Here is a 17572-nt window from a genome sequence, read left to right as displayed (position 1 = left end):
GTGTCAGTTCCTGCCGGGCACAAGCGCCACCACGCGCAGCGGGCTGCCGGTGCCGTTCTTGATCTTGAGCGGGGTTGCGATCAGCATGGCGCCTGTGGGCGGCAGCCGGTCGAGATTGTTGAGGCATTGCAGGCCGTAACGCCCTGCGCCGTGAAGATAGAAATGGGCCGGGTAGGGCGGCGTGTAATGCGATCCCTGACCGGCGTCGGTGCCGACGGTCTCGGTGCCGAAACCGCGAATACCGCGTTCATCCACCAGAAGCCGGATCGCCGCCGGCGTGGGGCCGGGCGAATGCGCGCCATCCTCGCGCATGTTGAGATAGGCCGCGCCCCGGCGCTTCGACCAGTCGGTGCGCATCAGAACCCAGCTTTCGGTGGGAATGCGGCCATGCTCGGCCTCCCACGCCTCGATGATCTCCGGCGTCAGCTCGAAATCCTCGTCGGCGGCAGCGCCGTCCGAACAGTCGATCACGCAGACCGGGCCGATGAAGCGCTCGGCGGGAATCTCGTCGACGCTGCCATTGGGCACGTCGCGGCCGGAGATCCAGTGCGAGGGCGCATCGAAATGGGTGCCGGTGTGCTCGCTGCAGGTGAAGTTGTGCCATTTCCACGCCGGGCCGCGATGGTCATAGGCGGACACCTCTTCCATGCGGAAGCGGGCGCACTGGCCGAATTCGGGCGGCAGCACGATGACCGGAAAATCCTGATCGAGCGTGTGGGTGAGGTCCACCACCTCGATTGCGCCGGTGGCGAGCGCCTCCGCCAGATTGCCCAGAAGGGCGGATGGGTCGGTTGCGTGGACGTTCATGCGCCGCCTCCGTCGGTTTCGCTCATCTCGCGTTCCAGCACTTTTGCGCCGGCGCGCCAGCGTTCGATCAGGTCTTTCGCCACATCGCCGACGAACACGTCTTCCAGCCCGTCTTTGAGGCCGGAGACGATGGCCCGGGCAAGTCCAGCGGGCGCGACCTTGGGCGGCGGCAGGGGCTGGTGCCATGCGTCATCCGTCGGGCCGGTATAGACGTTCATCACGCGCACGCCGCCGGGGCGCATCTCTGCGCGCAGGCACTGCGACAGCGAGTAGGCGGCGGCACTGGAAGCGGAGAACGCGCCAAAGGCCGGCATGTTTGAATAGGCGTAGACCGACAGGATGTTGACCCAGGCGGCGGCGCTGTTGTCGCCGTCTGCGCCGCGCCCGCGCATGGCCGGGCCGAAAGACTGGGCAAGCCGCATCAGGCCGAGATAATTCACTTCCATTTCGTCGCGGGCGAACACGGTGTCTCCACGGTCCATGATGCCGCCGGGGCGCACGAAGCGGGCATTGTTGACGAGAATGTCCGTCTTGCCGCCGATCTCGCCGGCAAGCTCGGCGACCGACGCGGTGTCGGTGACGTCGAGCGGCACGATCTGAACATTGGGGATCGCCTCGAGTGCTGTGCGGTGCGGATAGGGCCGCCAGCCTTCGGGCTCTCCGATGAAGATGATCGACGCGCCGGCCTTGGCAAAGGCCTCGGCCAGCGCCACGGCGTTTTCGCTGCGCGCATCGGTGATGAGCACGCGGCGGAATTTCGGATCGGCGGTGATTTCGCGCAGTTGCGGATCGTCTTCCATGTTGGGCGTCCCTTCGGGAGGCAGGGCGTAGAGAACGCCCTGGCCCGACTTGTCGAGCCGGTTGATGATGCGCACCCGGCCGCCGCGCGGCACATCGCCATGGATATGGCACATCACGGAGGGGCCGGCGTCGAGCCGGACGGTGCCGACACGCCAGGGGGTGCGTTCGCGGAAATAGGTGTTGGTGCTGGTGCGCACCGTGGTCTCGGCGATCATCTCGCCTGCCGGGTCGATGTCGCGCCATGGCAGGTCGGTCGACAGGCAGGTGGAGCAGGCGTCGCGCGGCGGATATTGCAGCGCGCCGCATTCGCCGCAGACCTGAAGCATGAAGCGCCCTTCGGCGGCGGCCGCCGTGAGCCCCAGCGCCGCGCGGCTTCTGAGGCCCGAGGGCAGTGTCTGTGTGCGGGTGCGCTTTTGCGGGTCTTTCTTCGGTGGCGGCAGAATGGCGTCGGTCATGTGCCGGCTCCCGAAATGATGGCGGCGCTGGAGCAGACGCCACGGTCGTAATTGATCATGCCGAAGCCCGAGACCATGGCGGTCGCCGCCCCTTCCACCTGGGTGGGACCGGCTCTGCCAGTGACCTGGCGGATGGCCTCGACCAGCCCGATGAAGCCGCCGGCGGCTCCTGCCTGTCCGGCCGAAAGCTGACCGCCCGACGTGTTGTGCGGAAAATCGCCGGCAATGGTGAGATCGCGCTCGCGCACGAAGGCCGGGCCCTCACCTTTCCCGCAGAACCCCAGATCCTCGAACTGCATCATGGAGATGACCGGGTAGTCGTCATAGGTCTGCAACAGGTCCATGTCGTCGGGCGTGGCGTCTGCCATGGCGTAAAGCTCGTCGATATCCATGGCCCAGCCACCGCGCATCTGGATCGGGTCTTCGAGGAAGGCGTTGTGGCGTTCGATGCTGCCGCGAATATGCGCGTAAGGAAGGCCGGCGGCGCGGGCGTCCTCCTCACGCATCACGAGAAACGCTTCTGCGCCGCTGACGGGCATGACGCAATCGAACAGCGCGATGGGATCGGAGATCATGCGCGCGGCAAGATACTGATCCATGGTCAGCGGCTTTTTCATCACCGCGTGCGGGTTCTTCAGCGCATTGTCGCGCTGGGCGACACAGATGCGGCCGAAATCCTCGCGGGTCGCGCCATAGGCGCTCATATAGTGGTCGGTCAGGAGCGCGAAACAGGCATTCGGTCCGCCTGCTCCATAAGGATATGAGGCATCCTGCGCGAAGCGGCTGAAGCTTGAGAGCATGCGCCGGAAACTGTCGACATGATTGGTGTCGCCCGCAACGCAGGCGACGATGTCGGCGTCGCCCGCCTGCACGGCACGGGCTGCGCGCCTGAGCGCCACGACGCCGCTCGCCCCGCCCATGGGGATGTGATCGAGCCAGCGCGGGGTGAGGCCGAGATGCTGGGTCAGCCCCACCGCCGTGTCGGGAAAGAGCGTGAAGCTCGAAACCGAGAAGCCATCCACATCGCGGGGGCTGAGGCCGGCACTTTGAAGCGACTGGCGCAGCGCGCGGGCGATCCACCAATGCGCCGTTTCCTTGGAGAAGCGCTGATAGGGCGTTGTGGCGGGCGCGGCGAGCACCACGCCCTCATAGCCCTTGCGTCTTGAGGTGCGGCCCGCCATCAGGCCGCGCGCCTTTTCTTCATGGAGCGTGTGTCGACCGTTGCCGGATCGGTGAGAAGCCGGGCGACCAGTGTCTTCAGTTCACCGCGCTGGATCTTTTGCGTCGAGGTCAGGGGCAGGGCGTCGACAAAGGCGATGTAGCCCGGAACCTTGTAATAGGCGACGCGGTCCAGACACCATTCGGCGATCTCGCGGGCGCGCGCCTCATCGCGTTCGCCGCTCTCGACCACGAGACAGGCGAAGACCTCGTCGCCGCGCAGCTCGTCCGGGGCTGCTGCGACTGCTGCCGCCTTGATGTCGGGATGCTGCATGAGGAAGGATTCCACCTCCACGGCGGCGATGTTCTCGCCGGAACGGCGGATCACGTTCTTCTTGCGGTCGACGAAGAAGAAGTCGCCATCGGCGTCGCGCATGACGATGTCGCCGGTGTGGAACCAGCCGCCTTCCCACGCCTCGGCAGTGGCCTCGGGGTTGGCGTAATATTCGGAGAAGAAACCGAAACGCGGATCTTCGCCGGCATGGCGCACCAGAAGTTCGCCGGGCGCGCCGGGGGCTGCCTCGCTGCCATCGTCCGCGACCACGCGGGCCTCGATGTCCGGGCCGGGCTGGCCAAGGCAGTTCGTGCCGCGCTTGCGGGGCTCGTGATTGGCGACGATGACCGCGCCGGCCCCCGTCTCCGTCATTGCCCAGCCCTCGATCAGCGGAATGCCGAAGCGCTCCTCGAACGGGCCGTGCAGCTTGGGGTCGATGCCCGCGCCGAAACCGAAGCGCACATTGTGCGCCTGGTCCTGATCGGATGGGGCGGCCTTCATGAGAATGGACGGCATGACGCCCAGATAATGCAGGCAGGTGGCCCGGCTGTCACGCACGCTCTGCCACCAGCTGCGCGGGTGGAAGCGGTCGAGCGCGATGAGGCAGCCGCCGACCGTGACCATCGCCATCAGCGAATAGGCCATGGCGTTCATGTGGAAGATCGGCAGCGGCGTGATCATGCGCTCGCCGTCTTCGTTCATGGCGCACAGCCCGCCCGCCTTCGCGTACCAGCGGCCCGAATGCAGGAAATAGAGGTTCGACAGGACGCAGCCCTTGGGCTTGCCTGTGGTGCCGGAGGTGTAGAGCATGGCCGCTTCGCGGGTGAGCGATGCGCCCTGCGACGTCTCCATGCCGGCAAAGCGCGGATCGAGCGGCGGGGTGTCCGCCTCGGGGGTGACGACCGGAAAGCCGACGCCGGAGGCGGCGGCCGCCTGTTCAAGGTCCGCCACACGGCTCGCGATGGCCACCGCCAGAACCGGGCGCGCGTGCCCGGCCATGTATTCCAGCTCGGCCGATTGCAGATCCGGATTGACCGGCACGACCGAGAGCCCGAGCGCATTTAAGGCGAACCAGTGCAGGAAGAAGCCCGGCCGGTTTTCCATCAGGAGCATGACGCGCATGCCGGCGCGGTAGCCACCGGCGGCATAGGCGTCCCTCAGGCGTTCAATCTCGGCAAGTGCGGCGCCATAGGAGAGTTCGCCGGCGGGAATGTCGTAGACCGTGGCCGTCTCCTCCAGTACGTGCAGGAAGGGGCGCTCGGGCCAGCGGCGGGCGGTGTCGGCAAAGGCCGCGAACACGGTGTCGAACGGCGGGATCTGCGATTTCATCTGCTGCGCGCTTTCAAAGGAACATCTGGATATTACCGAAGGCGGCATCGGAATTGAGCAGATCGACGCGCTTGTGGGTGATCTTCAGCTTTCCCTCGATGAGTTTCAACTCGTGGCGTGCCGTGGCGGCGAGCAGGATCTGGTCGTCGAGCCGCGTCTCCACATAGTGGAATGCCGTGTGGGTGACATACTCACCCTTCTCATCGTCCATATGGTCGATGAAGGGGCGGTTCAGAACGTGGTGGCAGCGGGTCTTCGGCTTCTGGGAGAAGGTGCGCTCGCCCTTGAAACGCTCGACGCGCAGCTTGCGCATGAAGGCATCTTCATGCAGGAGCGAGGTGACGTGTTTGGCGTCTTCCTGATTGTAGTCGAGCGGCATCCAGTAATAGCTGTCGTGGGTCCACAGATCGAGCCATTCGTCAAAGCGCCCATCGTCCAGCATGCGGGCTTCTTCATAGACGAAGTCGATCAGGTCTTCGCGGGTGGGAGCCTTCATCACGCGTCTCCTTCCATCGTCATCGTCATGTATTTGGCCCACGCGTGGAACTGGTTGCGCATCTGGCGCTCGGTGGTGCCGTTTTCGACGGCGATCTCGTCGAAATTCTCGCCTTCCTGGTAAAGGCGCTGGACATTGACCCATTCGAGTCCGTCGGAGTGCAGGCCCTCCTGCGCGCGCTCATACATTTCCAGATCGTCATGGCCGACCATGGAGGTGGGCGCGTTGATCATGCGGTTGTACATGGCGGTGCGCTCCAGAAGCATGTCGGGCGCGCCCACCAGCCGGTAGATATAGCTTTCGACAAGCGTCTTGTCGGCGGCGATGGGGGTGAACAGCCGCAATTGCTGGATCGGCCCCTTGATCATGATGTTGGGGAAATAGACCGTGTTGTGCCGGTTCTCGCCGAGGATCGCCTTTGCGCGCTCCTCGCCATAGGCCTCGACCATCTGCTCGTAATAGCCGGGAATGGCTGAATAGTCGGAGTGGATCGAGTGATGCACGCCGGTGTGGCCGTGGCCGTTCGGCCAGGTGCGGATGCCCATGTTCTCGAAGAACTCATAGGGGCTCATGAAGGGGGCGATTACCTCCATGGCCATGGGCTTTTTCGTGCCTTCGGGCTTGTCCATCTTCTCCCACAGGTCGATGGCCGTGCCGGCGGAGCTTTCATGCGCGACCATGGGATGGCAGGTGTCGGTCTGGTTCTCGACCAGCATTTTCCAGTTGCAGCGATGCATGTAGCGCAGCGGCGGGCCGGCCACCTCCAGACGGCCCTCGGGCGAGCGGTCGACCATATTGTCGAAGGAGCTCAGCGCCTCTCCGAAGAAGCTTTCGAAGTCCGGGCCTTCCTTGTTGAGGCGGGCGAAGATGAAGCCGCGATAGTTTTTCACCGCACCGACCGGGGCCATGCCATGAACGGATTCGCTTTCTTCGAGGCCGGTGTCCTTGTAGCCCTTGCGCAACGGGATCGCCAGCAGGCAGCCATTCGTCTTGAACGACCATGCATGGTAGGGGCAGCGAAAGAATTTGCCCGTGTTGCCCGTCCGGTCGATGGCGATCTTCGTGCCCTTGTGCGGGCAGCGATTGTGCAGGACGTAGATCTCGTTGTCGGAGTGGCGCACCATGATCACCGGCTGCGTGCCGATCTCGGTGGTGAAGTAGTCGCCCTTGTTGGGCGTCTGGCTCTTATGGCCGACAAAGACCCAGGTGTTGGCGAAGAGATGTTTCATCTCCAGCTCGAACACTTCCTGATCGATATAGACGTCGCGGTGGACTTCCGTGGGCCGGATCAGATTTCTGATGGCTTGCGGGTTGTTCGCGTAACGGCTCATGGCTTGCTGCTCCCTTGCTGGCCGCCGTCCAGTCGGTCTCCTAGAGGTCGAGGACGAGCCGGTCGGATTTTGCGCGTGACACGCAGATCTGCATGACGTCATTTGCCGCGCGTTCATCGTCGGTGAGGATGACATCGCGGTGGTCGGGAATGCCGGACAGGACCGTTGTCTGGCAGATGCCGCAATCGCCGCGCTGGCAATCATAGATCAGGTCGACGCCTTCTTCCTCGAGCACTTCGATGATGGACTTGCCCGGCGGGATGGTGAAGACCTGACCCGTGGAGCTGATCTCGACCTCGAAGGGCTTGTCGCCCGCTTCGGCTTCATGCGCCTCGAACAGCTCGAAATGCACATGGTCCTTCGCGATGCCGCGGGCGTGGGCGATCTCGCGCACCGCCTCGATCATGCCGCGCGGGCCGCACACATAGATGTGGCCTTCCGCCGGCGCCTTGCCGATCAGCGCCTTCAGGTCGATGCAGGTTTCGGGCTCGTCGTCGCAATGGATGGTGAGGGCATTGGTTTCGATGGCCTCAAGCGCATCGACAAAGGCCAGAAGCGTGCGCGAACGGCCGGCATAGTGAAACGAGAAAGGGCGGTCCTTCGCCTTGAGTTCGGCAGCCATGGAGATGAGCGGCGTGACGCCGATGCCGCCGGCGATGAGAAGGACAGGCGCTTGCGCGTCGACCAGCGCAAAATCGTTGCGCGGCGCGGAGGTTTCGATGATGTCGCCCTCTTTCAGCCCATGCATGAAGCGGGAGCCGCCCTTGCTGTCCTCTTCGAGGCGCACGCCGAGGCGATAGGTGGCGGGTGCGTCCGTGGCACCCGCTTCGGTACTGGCATTGACGAGGGAATAGTGCCGGTCCGAGCCATCGGGCAGCGCAACGCGGATATGCGCGCCGGCAGAAAATCCGGGCAGCGTGCCGCCATCGGCTGCTTCCAGCTCGAGCGTTCGAATTTGCGGGGTCAGCGCTTCGCTCGCGCGCACCTTGAGCTTCAGTTCGCCCATTGCCGAAATCTCCTCCCTCTGCAGCTCCTCCATTTAATCCGCTCGGCGGGCGGATTGTCAGCCACAGTTTCCAATTAATATGAATTCGCATATTTATGCCTTGTCAAGCTTCAAGCCTAAAAAAGTGAAATTTCATCTTTTTAAGCTTGAAGCGCGCTGAAACTTGTGGAAGCCTCAGGGCTGGAGGAGGCCGTCATGGGAGGAACAACGATGACGCGCATGATCAAAACACTTGTATCTGCATCTATTCTATCGACAGCCATGAGTTTTGGTGCCATGGCGCAGGAGACGGTTCTGCGCATGTCGAACTGGCTGCCGCCGTCTCACCCGATTGTCAGGGACATGATGATCCCGTGGGCGGAGAAGCTGAAAGAGGCCAGCGCCGGCCGCATCGAGGTGCAGATCCTCGACGCGCCGCTCGGGCCGCCGCCGGCGCATTTCGATCTCGCCGCCAATGGCGCCGTGGACCTGACATTCGGCGTGCATGGCTATACGCCGGGGCGTTTCACCCTGACCGAAATCGCAGAAATGCCGTTCCTCGCCGATACGTCGGAGAGCCTTTCGGTGGCCTTCTGGCGTGTGTTCGAGAGCGATCTGGCGCAGGCCGAAGAGCATCGCGGCACCAAGGTGCTGGGCGTCTTCGGGCATGGGCCGGGGCTCCTGTTCACCAAGGGCAAGCCGGTTTCGCCTCTTTCGGACCTGTCCGGTGCCAAGATCCGCGTTGCGGGCAACATCACCAACAAGCTTGCCGAAGCGATGGACATGGTGTCGATCCAGGCACCGTCTCCGCAGTCCTATGAGATCCTGTCGGGCGGCATCGCGGACGGTATTTTCTTCCCGGTCGAATCCGTGCCCTTCTTCAAGCTCGAAACACTGGTCGACAAGGCGCTGCGCGTGCCCGGCGGTCTCTACAATGTCTCGTTCTTCTTCGTAATGAACAAGGCGAAGTTCGACAGCCTGTCGGATGAGGACAAGGCGGCCATCGAAGAGGTCTCCGGCGAGGCGTTCTCGCGCATGGCCGGTCAGGCCTGGGATGCGGCGGATGCAGCCGGCATGGACGTGATCGGATCGACCGTCGACTTCCACGATGCGACCGAGGAAGAGCTTGCGACGCTGCGTGAGAAGACGCAGCCCATGTTCGACGATCTGGCCAAGGCCTATGAGGCCAAGGGACTCGATTTCGAGGTGGTCATGGGCAAGCTCAAGGACGAAATCAAAGCGGTGGCGGCTGAATAATGGCCGCCTCCTCCGAGCGGATCGCAATGCGGGCTCGGCGGTGGCTAAGACTGGCGACCGCCGTGCTTTGCGGCGCGTTTCTGGTGGCGCTGACGCTGGTGACGGTGGTCGATGTGATCGGCCGCTATCTCCTGTCGTCGCCGCTGCCGGGTGCCGCGGAATATACCGAAATCCTCCTGATGGCGATCGTGTTTGTGGGGCTGCCGGCGGTGTGCCTGGATGACGGGCATGTGAGCGTCGATCTGCTCACGGCCGGGCTCAAGGGCGTTGCTGAGAGAATTCAACTCAATCTCGCCCGGCTTGTGGTTGCCGTGGTGCTGGGGCTCGTTTCCTGGCAGCTCTGGAACCATGGGGCCCAGCTCGACAGCTACAATGAGGTGACGGTTTATCTGCGTGCGCCGCTTGGGCCGTTCGCCAAGGCGACGGCAGTCATCGCCGGTGTCTGTGCGGTGGTTACATTCGTCATGGCGGTGCTGCGCCTGCCCAAAAGCGATGGCGGGGGCGTTTGATGGCGTGGCCAATCGGAATGGCGCTGCTTCTGGCGCTCATCTTTGCGGGCGTGCCCATCGCCTTTGCGATGACGGCGGTGGGGTTGATCGGCGTTGTCTCGATCGTCGGCTGGCATCCGGCACTGGCCATGCTGGGGCAGGTCTTCTTCGACAGTGGCAGGAGCTATACGCTGTCCGTCGTGCCGCTGTTCCTGCTGATGGGCAATCTCGTGGTTCAGTCGGGCGTGGCTGGCGATCTCTATGCGGCGGCCAATGCCTGGCTGCGCCACCGCAAGGGCGGGCTTGCCATGGCGACCATCGTCGCCTGTGGCGGGTTCTCATCCGTGTGCGGCTCGTCGCTCGCCACCACGGCGACCATGGCCCGCATCTCGCTGCCGGCGATGCGCAAATATGGTTATTCGGACCGGCTGGCTGCCTCATCCATCGCAGCGGGCGGAACGCTCGGCATTCTCATTCCGCCGTCCGTCATCCTTGTCATCTACGGCATCCTCACGCAGCAGAACATCGGCAAGCTGTTTCTGGCCGGCCTTCTGCCGGGGCTGATCGGCGTGATCGGCTACATGATCGCCGTGCGTCTGTCGCTGGTGGTCTATTCAGAGCATCTGGAGACCCAGCCGAAATTGCCGCTGATCGACCGCATTCGCGCTTTGCGCGGTGTGGTCTGGGCGCTGGCGCTTTTCGTGTTCGTTCTGGGCGGCATCTATATGGGGGTCTTCACCGCCACCGAGGCGGCGGGCATGGGCGCGGGCGGGGCGTTTCTTCTCACCTTCATGCGCGGTCGGCTGACCCTGCGGGCCACGCTTTCCACGCTGTTCGACACAGCGAAGACCACGGCGGTGATGTTCTTCATTCTGTTCGGAGCGCTCTACTTTCTGAACTATGTGAACTTCTCCGGCCTGACGGGCGATCTGCGCAACTGGATCAACGCTTTCGGCGTCGGCCCGTATCCGGTGATCTTCATGATCGTGCTGATCTATCTGGTGCTGGGCTGTCTGCTCGAAAGCATCTCGATGATCACGCTCACCGTGCCGATCCTGTTTCCGATCGTCACCGGTCTTGGCTTCGATCCGATCTGGTTCGGCATCTTCGTGGTGATCGCCACCGAGCTGAGCTTCATCACGCCGCCCATCGGCATGAATGTTTTCGTCATGCGCACGGTGGCGCCCGACATTCCGCTGGAGCGCATCTTTGCCGGCATCCTGCCCTTTGTCGCGCTGGATGTGGTGCGGCTGGCGCTTCTGATCGCGCTGCCGGCGATGGCGCTTCTGATACCCAATTCCATGTGACCGGAAGAGATGATGGCGAAAGACGAAGACAGGATCGAGATCGACCGCAACGCCGGGTTTGTCGGCGACTACCTGCTCTATCTGCTCGCCGCCGCAAGCGATGCGGCCAGTGCCGACTTTCACGCCCATGTGCGCGAGCAGGGGCTGCGCGTGCCCGAATGGCGCATTCTCGCCTGCCTGAGCGATGAGGACGGCCAGATGGTGACGCAGCTCGCCCAGCTTGCGCTGATGGAGCAGTCGCATCTGACCAAGATCGTCGATCACATGGCATTGAAGGGACTGGTGAAACGCCGCAGCGACGAACGAGACCGGCGGCGCGTGCGCGTGTTCCTGACACCGGCTGGACGCGAGCTTGGCGGGCGTCTGGTCGATGAGGCGCAGGCCCATGAGCGGGCGATCATCGCCCGGCTTCGCCCCGGCGAGGCGGCGCTGCTGAAAGACGCCCTGAGGCACATTCACGCGCTGTACCGTGCCGGCAGCAGCGTTGCGCCCGCGCCGGTCGCCGGACCGGTGAAACTGGAGACGAGAGCGACATGAGCGAGACCGAGAACGCCCCGAACGCTGCCGAGCCGCGCCTGCTGCACGCAACGGTCAGCCCGGAAGGCTGGCCGCAGCCGAAGGGCTACGCCAATGCCGTGATGACCGATGGCGGCATCATCTATACGGGTGGTCTGGTCGGGTGGGACCGGGAGGGGCGCTTTCCGAAAGGCTTTGTCGCGCAGGCTCACCAGACGTTCCGCAACATTCGCGATGTGCTGGAGGCGGCTGGAGCGGGGCCGGAGCATCTGACGCGTCTCACCTGGTATGTGACCAATGTTGAAGATTATCTCGCCGACCCGAAAGGGCTCGGAAAGGCGTATCGCGATGTCTTCGGGCGCTGCTTTCCGGCCATGGCGACCGTTCAGGTGACACGGCTCGTGGAGCCGGAGGCTGTCGTGGAGATCGAGGCGACGGCGGTTTTGCCTGCTCAAAAATAGAACAACCATCCGCAAGAAAATGCGCGGCAATGAGGGGAGTACAGGAATGAAAGTAGCGGTTCTGGGCGGAGGCAACGGGTCTTATGCAGCGGCGGCGGATTTCGCCGAGGCGGGGCATGACGTTCGCTGGTGGCGGCGCGACCGCGCCAGTTTCGCCGATGTCGAGAAGGCTGGCGGCATCACCCTGACCGACCATGAGGGCAGCCGGAAGATCGCGGTCGTGCCGACCGACGATCTTGCTGCAGCGCTCAAGGGAGCGGAGCTGATCGTTGCGCCGACGCCGGCCTTCGCGCAGGAGGACATCGCCACTCGCCTCGCACCGCATCTGGAAGACGGGCAGGTGATCTATCTGCCGCCGGGCACGTTCGGCTCTTACCTGATGATGAAGCGGATTCGCGAAGCGGGCTCGAAGGCCGACATCGCGATTGCCGAGACCGGCACACTGCCATGGCTGACGCGCAAGCAGGGACCGCTCGAAGTGCGTGTGACGACGCGGGCCTCGCGCCTGCCGACCGGCGTGCTGCCGGCGCGGCACACGGATCATGCGATCAAGACCATTGCGGCGGTGTTCCCGGCCTCCATCGAGCCGGTGGAGGATGCGCTGTCGGGCGCGCTGATGAATGCCGGCCCGATCATCCACCCGCCGCTGATCCTCATGAATGCCGGTCCCATCGAGCATTTCGATCGCTGGGACATTCACAATGAGGGGACGCAGCCCTCCATCCGCCGCACGCACACCGCGCTCGACAATGAGCGGATGGCGATCCGCGAGGCGCTGGGCTATGGCGCGCCGCATTTCCCGCTCGCCGATCACTACGAGACCAGCAACTGGATGTATGGCAATCTGGCCCATGACAAGCTGGTGGATTCCGGTGACTGGCACGAGAAGCTGGACCTGAAGTCGCATCGCTACATGCTGGAGGATGTGGGCATGGGCCTCGCCTTCATGGTTTCCGTGGGTGAATGGGCAGGTGTGCCCTGTCCGGTGGCGACCGGCCTCCTGGCCATTGCCGGTGCGGTGGCCGAGCGCGACTTCCGCGCCGAGGGCCGCACGATGGAGAAGATCGGCCTTGCCGGTGAAAGCCGCGAGGCGGTGCAGACGATGCTGCGCGAGGGGCTGTGATGGCAGATGACGTGACCATCGCCTGCATCGGCGCCGGGCGCATGGGGCGAGGCATTGCCCAATGCGTCGCCTATGCCGGCCACGAGGTGCGGCTGATCGATGCCAAGGAGCGTGACGCCGACGCCTTCGCAAAACTGCGCGACGAGGCGCTGGACGAGATCCGCACGGCGCTCGCCTCCATCGCAGCACTCGGTGCTTTCAAAGTCGATGCCGTTCCGCAGATCATGGAACGGGTGAGCATTGTGCCGCGCGGCGAGGCGGCAGCGGGCCTTTCCGGCGTGCGGATCGTGTTCGAGGGCGTGCCCGAAGTGACGGACGCCAAGCGCGATGCGTTTGCGCTGTTCGACGCCCATGCGGATGGCGACGCCATTCTGGCCTCGACCACCTCGACCATGCTGTCGACGGAACTGGCGGGTTTCACCTCTGCGCCCGAGCGCTTTCTCAATGCGCACTGGCTGAACCCGGCCTTTCTGATGCCGCTGGTGGAACTGAGCCCGGCCGATGAGACGGATGCGGAAACCACCGCATTCGTGCGCGCCTATCTTGAAGGCATCGGCAAGGTGCCTATCGTCTGCAAGGCTTCGCCCGGCTATATCGTGCCGCGCATTCAGGCGCTCGCCATGAACGAGGCGGCGCGGATCGTGGAGGAAGGCGTTGCGAGCGCCGAGGATGTCGACAAGGCGGTGACCTATGGGTTCGGCCTGCGCTTCGGCGTGCTGGGACTTCTGGAATTCATCGACTGGGGCGGCGGCGACATTCTCTATTATGCAAGCCGCTATCTCGCCGGGGCTTTCGATGACGAGCGTTATCAAGCGCCGGAGATCATCAGTCGCCACATGGAAGAGGGGCGTATCGGTCTGAAGACCGGCTCCGGCTTCTTCGATTATTCCGACATGGATGTCGATGCCTATCGCCAGCGCCGCATGGCCGCCTTCCTGAAGGCGCTCGACAATGCGGGGCTTGTGCGGCCGCCAAAGCTTTAGGGAGCAGTTGAAACCAAAACCGGGTGGAACAAGCCCGGACAACCAGAGAGGACGAAGAAATGAACCAAGCCAAGACCAGATCGATCGCCAGGACCATCAGAAACGGCCTTCTTGCAACGGCGCTGACCAGCATCGCCTTTGCCGGACAGGCCAGCGCGGAAGAGACGCTGAAGGCAATTTCCGCCTTCCCGCAGTCGCTTGCCTTCTCGCAAAGCTTCAAGGGCTTTGTCGACCTCGTGAACGAGCGCGGCAAGGGCGTCATCCAGATCAACTATGCGGGCGGGCCGGAGATGTTTCCGCCGAACCAGCAGGTGGATGCGGTCCGTCGCGGCGTGATCGACATGCAGTATGGCCCCGCCTCCTACTATCTCGGCACGATGCCGGAGGCGGATGCCTGGGTCGGCTCGACCGTGACGGCGGCGAAGGCGCGCGAGAATGGCGGCTTCGGCATCATGCAGGAAGCCTTTTCCAAGAAGCTCGGCGTGAACCTTCTGGCTCACCTCGACACGGGTGTGCAGTTCTACATCTACACGATCAACGAGCCAAAGAGGACCGAGGATGGCGGCATCGATCTCGATGGTCAGCGCATCCGCTCGCAGCCGATTTACAATTCCTTCTTTGAAGCGCTGGGCGCCATTCCCGTCTCCGTTCCGGTTCCGGATGTCTATACCGGGCTGGAACGCAGCACGTTTGACGGTTCGGGCTGGCCGATTGTCGGCATTCAGGATCTCTCCTGGGACAAGTTCCTGCGCTACCGCATCGATCCTGGCTTCTTCCAGACCGACCTCGCCGTGGTGGTGAACCCGGCCAAATGGGACAGCCTGAGCGACGAGGCAAAGAAGATCATCAACGATGCTGCTGCCGAATATGAGCAGACGTCCTATGAGAATTTCCAGAAAGTGATCGAGGAGACCGACAAGGCGGTCCGCGAAAACGGGATGGAAGTGATCACGCTCGAGGGCGAGGCAGAGGCGAAGTTCCTTGATCTGGCCTATGACAGCGCCTGGAAGCGGATGAAGGATTCCGGATCGGAATATTACGACGCATTGCGCGAAGCGTATTACGACCGCTGATCCCGCACCGGCGGGGGGCTGATCGGCTCCCCGCCACACTCCCTTTGAAAAGCCGCGCGCCATGTTTCTGATACGTCTCTACAACTGGATCATCAACGGACTGGCTGTGCTGGGCGCCGCCAGTCTCGTTTTCATTTCTGTCGCCATCATTGTCGACGTCGTGCTGCGCAACACCGGGTTTCGCCCGTTCCAGTCGACCAGCGCCATCGTTGAATATGTGATGCTCTTCTCCACCATGGCAGCCGCCCCCTGGCTGGTGCGCAACAACGGGCATGTGGCGATCTCCTCCTTCGTGGGAGCGATGCCGGAAACGATACGCCTGCTGGCGGGGCGGGTCGTGCTGGTTCTCGCCATCCTGACGCTTGCCCTCCTGTGCTGGCGCTCGGCGGCGGTGGGGTTGGAGATGGTGCAGTCGCGCGCGGTCGACATGCGCTCCATCAACATCCCGTCCTGGGTTCTCTACGCGATGCTTTCCGTAGGCTTCGGCCTGATGGCGCTGGAGTTCCTGCGCATGCTGTTGCGGGGCGAAACCTATACGGGTAGCGGGGGAGCACACTGATGGCCTGGTATGAAGCCACACTCCTCATGATCGGCGGGCTGCTCGCGCTGATGTTCTTCGGCATGCCGGTGGCGATTGCCTTTCTGGCGATCAACATCGTCGGTGTTGTCATTTTCATGGGTGGCATGATCGGCATCGATCAGCTCGTCGCCAATGCCACCACATCGGTGACGAGTTTCGCGCTTGTGCCGGTGCCGCTTTTTCTCATCATGGGCGAGCTTCTGTTTCACACGGGGCTTGCCATTCGTGTTTTCGATGCGCTCGACAAGTGTTTTGGCGGCATCAAGGGGCGGCTTTCCTATCTGACAGTGGGCGGCGGCACGATCTTCGCCACCCTGTCGGGCTCCTCAATGGCCAACACGGCGATGCTCGGCACGACGCTGATGCCCGACATGATCAAGCGCGGATACAAGCCGCACATGATCATGGGGCCGATCCTGGCGACGGGTGGTCTGGCCATGATCATTCCGCCATCCTCGCTGGCCGTGCTGCTCGGATCGCTGGCGCGGATCGATGTGGGTGCTCTGCTGATCGCGGGTCTGGTTCCGGGTCTTGTGCTGGCGCTCATGTTCCTTGCGACGATCCGCATACAGATCGCGCTCGATCCAGAGGCGGCACCCGGCTATGCGGCGGAACGGGCAAGCGTCTCCGAGATCGTTCGGGCGCTTGCTGTCGATGTCCTGCCCATGGGCATCGTGGTCTTTGCCGTGGTCGGGCTCATCCTGCTCGGCTGGGCGACGCCGACCGAATCCGCCGCTTTCGGTGCGCTGTCGGTGGTGGTGCTCGCGGCCTGCTATCGCACGCTGAGCTGGGAGGCCGTCGTTCGCTCGCTCACCGGCACGCTGAAAGTGTCGGCCATGATGCTGATGATCATCGTGGGCTCGACGACCTTTTCGCAGATCCTTGCCTTTTCCGGCGCGTCCTCCGGGCTGATCGCGTTTGCCACCAGTTTCGAGCTCAACGCCTATGTGGTGCTTGCCATCATGTTCCTGGTGCTTCTGCTTCTCGGCATGTTCATGGATCAGCTCTCGATCATGATGCTGACGCTCCCGATCTTCATGCCGCTGGTGGCACTCTACGGGTTCGATCAGATCTGGTTCGGCGTGGTGATGCTTCTGGCGCTGGAGCTGAGCCTTGCAACCCCGCCCTTCGGGCTTCTGCTCTTCGTCATGGTTGGGGTGAGCCCGGCCGGCACGACCATCGGGCAGGTGGCGCGGGCCGCGCTGCCTTACATCGCCTGCACGCTGTTGCTGGTGGTCTTGCTGGCGCTATTCCCGCAACTGGCCCTTTGGCTGCCGGGCCTCATCAGGAGCTGACCGCATGAAGATCTGGTATCAGAGCTATGTCGATTACGAGAATGGCGCGGGCTACTGGGATGAACTCAGAAAGCATCTCGATGCGATCATCGATCCCGGTACTGAGATCGACATCAAGGGCATCACCCCGCATGACAGCTACGCCCATGCCATTGTCGAGTTTCGCTGCGCGCGCGAGGTGATCTGCAATGCGGTGCGGGCCGAGCGCGAGGGCTATGACGCCTTCATCATCGGGCATTTTCAGGATGCGGGGCTCTATGAGGCGCGGTCGGTGGTCGACATTCCGGTGCTGGGCATGGGCGAGGCGTCCATGCTGCATGCCTGCCAGCTTGGCCAGCGCTCGGGCATCGTCACCATCAACCGGCGTTACATTCCCTGGTTTCACCACCAGATCGGCAAATATGGTCTCGGCGAACGCGTGACCGGCGTGCACGCCATGGATTTCGAGCCGGGGCAGATCCTTGCCGCCTTCGGCTCCGATGAGCGGCTTGAGACGGTGCGCGCCCTGTTCGAGGAACAGGCAAGGCCATTGGTGCGCGACGGTGTGGACGTGCTGATCCCCGGTGGCGGCATTCCCATGCTTCTGTTCTCTCAATTGCAGGCACACCGGGTGGATGGCGCGCCTGTTATCAACGGCATCCCGATTGTTGTGAAACTGGCGGAAATGGCGGTGAAGCTGCGGGCGCTGACCGGCCTTGGCGTGAGCCGCACCTCGGACTTCGTTAAACCGCCCGAGGAAATCATCGAAGAGTTCATGACCCATCCGAAGGGACTATAAGGAAGCGATAATTCT

General features: G+C 63.3%; 18 protein-coding genes. 11 read left to right on the top strand and 7 right to left on the bottom strand.

What is annotated here, in order from left to right; translation table 11 throughout:
* Positions 1-3: 3 nt before the first annotated feature.
* From KUG85_RS12800 to KUG85_RS12770, 7 genes are read right to left on the bottom strand one after another with little or no spacing between them, the layout of a single operon-like run.
* Positions 4-807 (bottom strand): cyclase family protein, encoded by an 804-nt coding sequence (locus tag KUG85_RS12800; RefSeq protein ID WP_223005500.1) that lies wholly within the window; start codon positions 805-807, stop codon positions 4-6.
* The gene (locus KUG85_RS12795; RefSeq protein WP_223005499.1) at positions 804-2063 is read right to left on the bottom strand and encodes an SDR family NAD(P)-dependent oxidoreductase; all 1260 of its coding nucleotides are present in this window, start codon (positions 2061-2063) and stop codon (positions 804-806) included. Before KUG85_RS12795 ends, KUG85_RS12800 begins: the two co-directional genes overlap by 4 nt.
* Positions 2060-3244: a thiolase family protein gene (locus tag KUG85_RS12790; protein WP_223005498.1), complete on the bottom strand. Its 1185-nt coding sequence runs from the start codon at positions 3242-3244 to the stop codon at positions 2060-2062. Before KUG85_RS12790 ends, KUG85_RS12795 begins: the two co-directional genes overlap by 4 nt.
* Entirely contained in the window at positions 3244-4884 is a 1641-nt protein-coding gene (locus KUG85_RS12785; RefSeq protein WP_223005497.1) for an AMP-binding protein, read from the bottom strand. The genes KUG85_RS12790 and KUG85_RS12785 overlap by 1 nt, the downstream gene beginning before the upstream one ends.
* A gap of 13 nt (positions 4885-4897) precedes the next feature.
* Positions 4898-5380, bottom strand: a complete 483-nt coding sequence (locus KUG85_RS12780; RefSeq protein ID WP_223005496.1) for an aromatic-ring-hydroxylating dioxygenase subunit beta — start codon at positions 5378-5380, stop codon at positions 4898-4900.
* Entirely contained in the window at positions 5380-6711 is a 1332-nt protein-coding gene (locus KUG85_RS12775; protein ID WP_223005495.1) for an aromatic ring-hydroxylating dioxygenase subunit alpha, read from the bottom strand. The genes KUG85_RS12780 and KUG85_RS12775 overlap by 1 nt, the downstream gene beginning before the upstream one ends.
* A gap of 40 nt (positions 6712-6751) precedes the next feature.
* Entirely contained in the window at positions 6752-7717 is a 966-nt protein-coding gene (locus KUG85_RS12770) for a PDR/VanB family oxidoreductase (protein ID WP_223005494.1), read from the bottom strand.
* Between the two features lie 261 nt (positions 7718-7978).
* Here KUG85_RS12770 and KUG85_RS12765 point away from each other — a divergent pair, with 261 nt between their 5' ends.
* The 11 genes from KUG85_RS12765 (at position 7979) to KUG85_RS12715 (ending at position 17557) form a co-directional block, all read left to right on the top strand.
* Positions 7979-8953, top strand: a complete 975-nt coding sequence (locus KUG85_RS12765; RefSeq protein WP_255606392.1) for a TRAP transporter substrate-binding protein — start codon at positions 7979-7981, stop codon at positions 8951-8953.
* On the top strand, positions 8953-9462 hold the full coding sequence (locus KUG85_RS12760; RefSeq protein WP_223005492.1) for a TRAP transporter small permease: 510 nt from the start codon (positions 8953-8955) through the stop codon (positions 9460-9462). Before KUG85_RS12765 ends, KUG85_RS12760 begins: the two co-directional genes overlap by 1 nt.
* Positions 9462-10748, top strand: a complete 1287-nt coding sequence (locus KUG85_RS12755) for a TRAP transporter large permease (RefSeq protein ID WP_223005491.1) — start codon at positions 9462-9464, stop codon at positions 10746-10748. The genes KUG85_RS12760 and KUG85_RS12755 overlap by 1 nt, the downstream gene beginning before the upstream one ends.
* Before the next feature lie 12 nt (positions 10749-10760).
* Complete coding sequence (locus KUG85_RS12750) at positions 10761-11285, top strand: MarR family winged helix-turn-helix transcriptional regulator (RefSeq protein WP_223005490.1); 525 nt, start codon at positions 10761-10763, stop codon at positions 11283-11285.
* Positions 11282-11725: a RidA family protein gene (locus tag KUG85_RS12745; protein ID WP_223005489.1), complete on the top strand. Its 444-nt coding sequence runs from the start codon at positions 11282-11284 to the stop codon at positions 11723-11725. The genes KUG85_RS12750 and KUG85_RS12745 overlap by 4 nt, the downstream gene beginning before the upstream one ends.
* 46 nt (positions 11726-11771) lie before the next feature.
* Entirely contained in the window at positions 11772-12848 is a 1077-nt protein-coding gene (locus tag KUG85_RS12740) for an NAD/NADP-dependent octopine/nopaline dehydrogenase family protein (protein ID WP_223005488.1), read from the top strand.
* Complete coding sequence (locus tag KUG85_RS12735) at positions 12848-13831, top strand: 3-hydroxybutyryl-CoA dehydrogenase (protein ID WP_223005487.1); 984 nt, start codon at positions 12848-12850, stop codon at positions 13829-13831. Before KUG85_RS12740 ends, KUG85_RS12735 begins: the two co-directional genes overlap by 1 nt.
* Positions 13832-13890: 59 nt before the next feature.
* A complete protein-coding gene (dctP, locus tag KUG85_RS12730) occupies positions 13891-14904 on the top strand; it encodes a TRAP transporter substrate-binding protein DctP (protein WP_223005486.1) in 1014 nt (337 codons plus the stop codon).
* Positions 14905-14965: 61 nt separating this feature from the next.
* Positions 14966-15463 carry a TRAP transporter small permease gene (locus tag KUG85_RS12725; protein WP_223005485.1) on the top strand — a complete coding sequence of 166 codons (498 nt, stop codon included), beginning with the start codon at positions 14966-14968 and terminating at the stop codon, positions 15461-15463.
* Positions 15463-16779: a TRAP transporter large permease gene (locus tag KUG85_RS12720; RefSeq protein ID WP_223005484.1), complete on the top strand. Its 1317-nt coding sequence runs from the start codon at positions 15463-15465 to the stop codon at positions 16777-16779. The genes KUG85_RS12725 and KUG85_RS12720 overlap by 1 nt, the downstream gene beginning before the upstream one ends.
* Before the next feature lie 4 nt (positions 16780-16783).
* The gene (locus KUG85_RS12715; RefSeq protein WP_223005483.1) at positions 16784-17557 is read left to right on the top strand and encodes an aspartate/glutamate racemase family protein; all 774 of its coding nucleotides are present in this window, start codon (positions 16784-16786) and stop codon (positions 17555-17557) included.
* Positions 17558-17572: the final 15 nt, after the last annotated feature.

The organism is Nitratireductor rhodophyticola (genome assembly GCF_019891355.1).
GTDB classification, from domain to species: Bacteria; Pseudomonadota; Alphaproteobacteria; order Rhizobiales; family Rhizobiaceae; genus Nitratireductor; species Nitratireductor rhodophyticola.
This window is presented reverse-complemented; position numbering and strand designations above follow the sequence as displayed.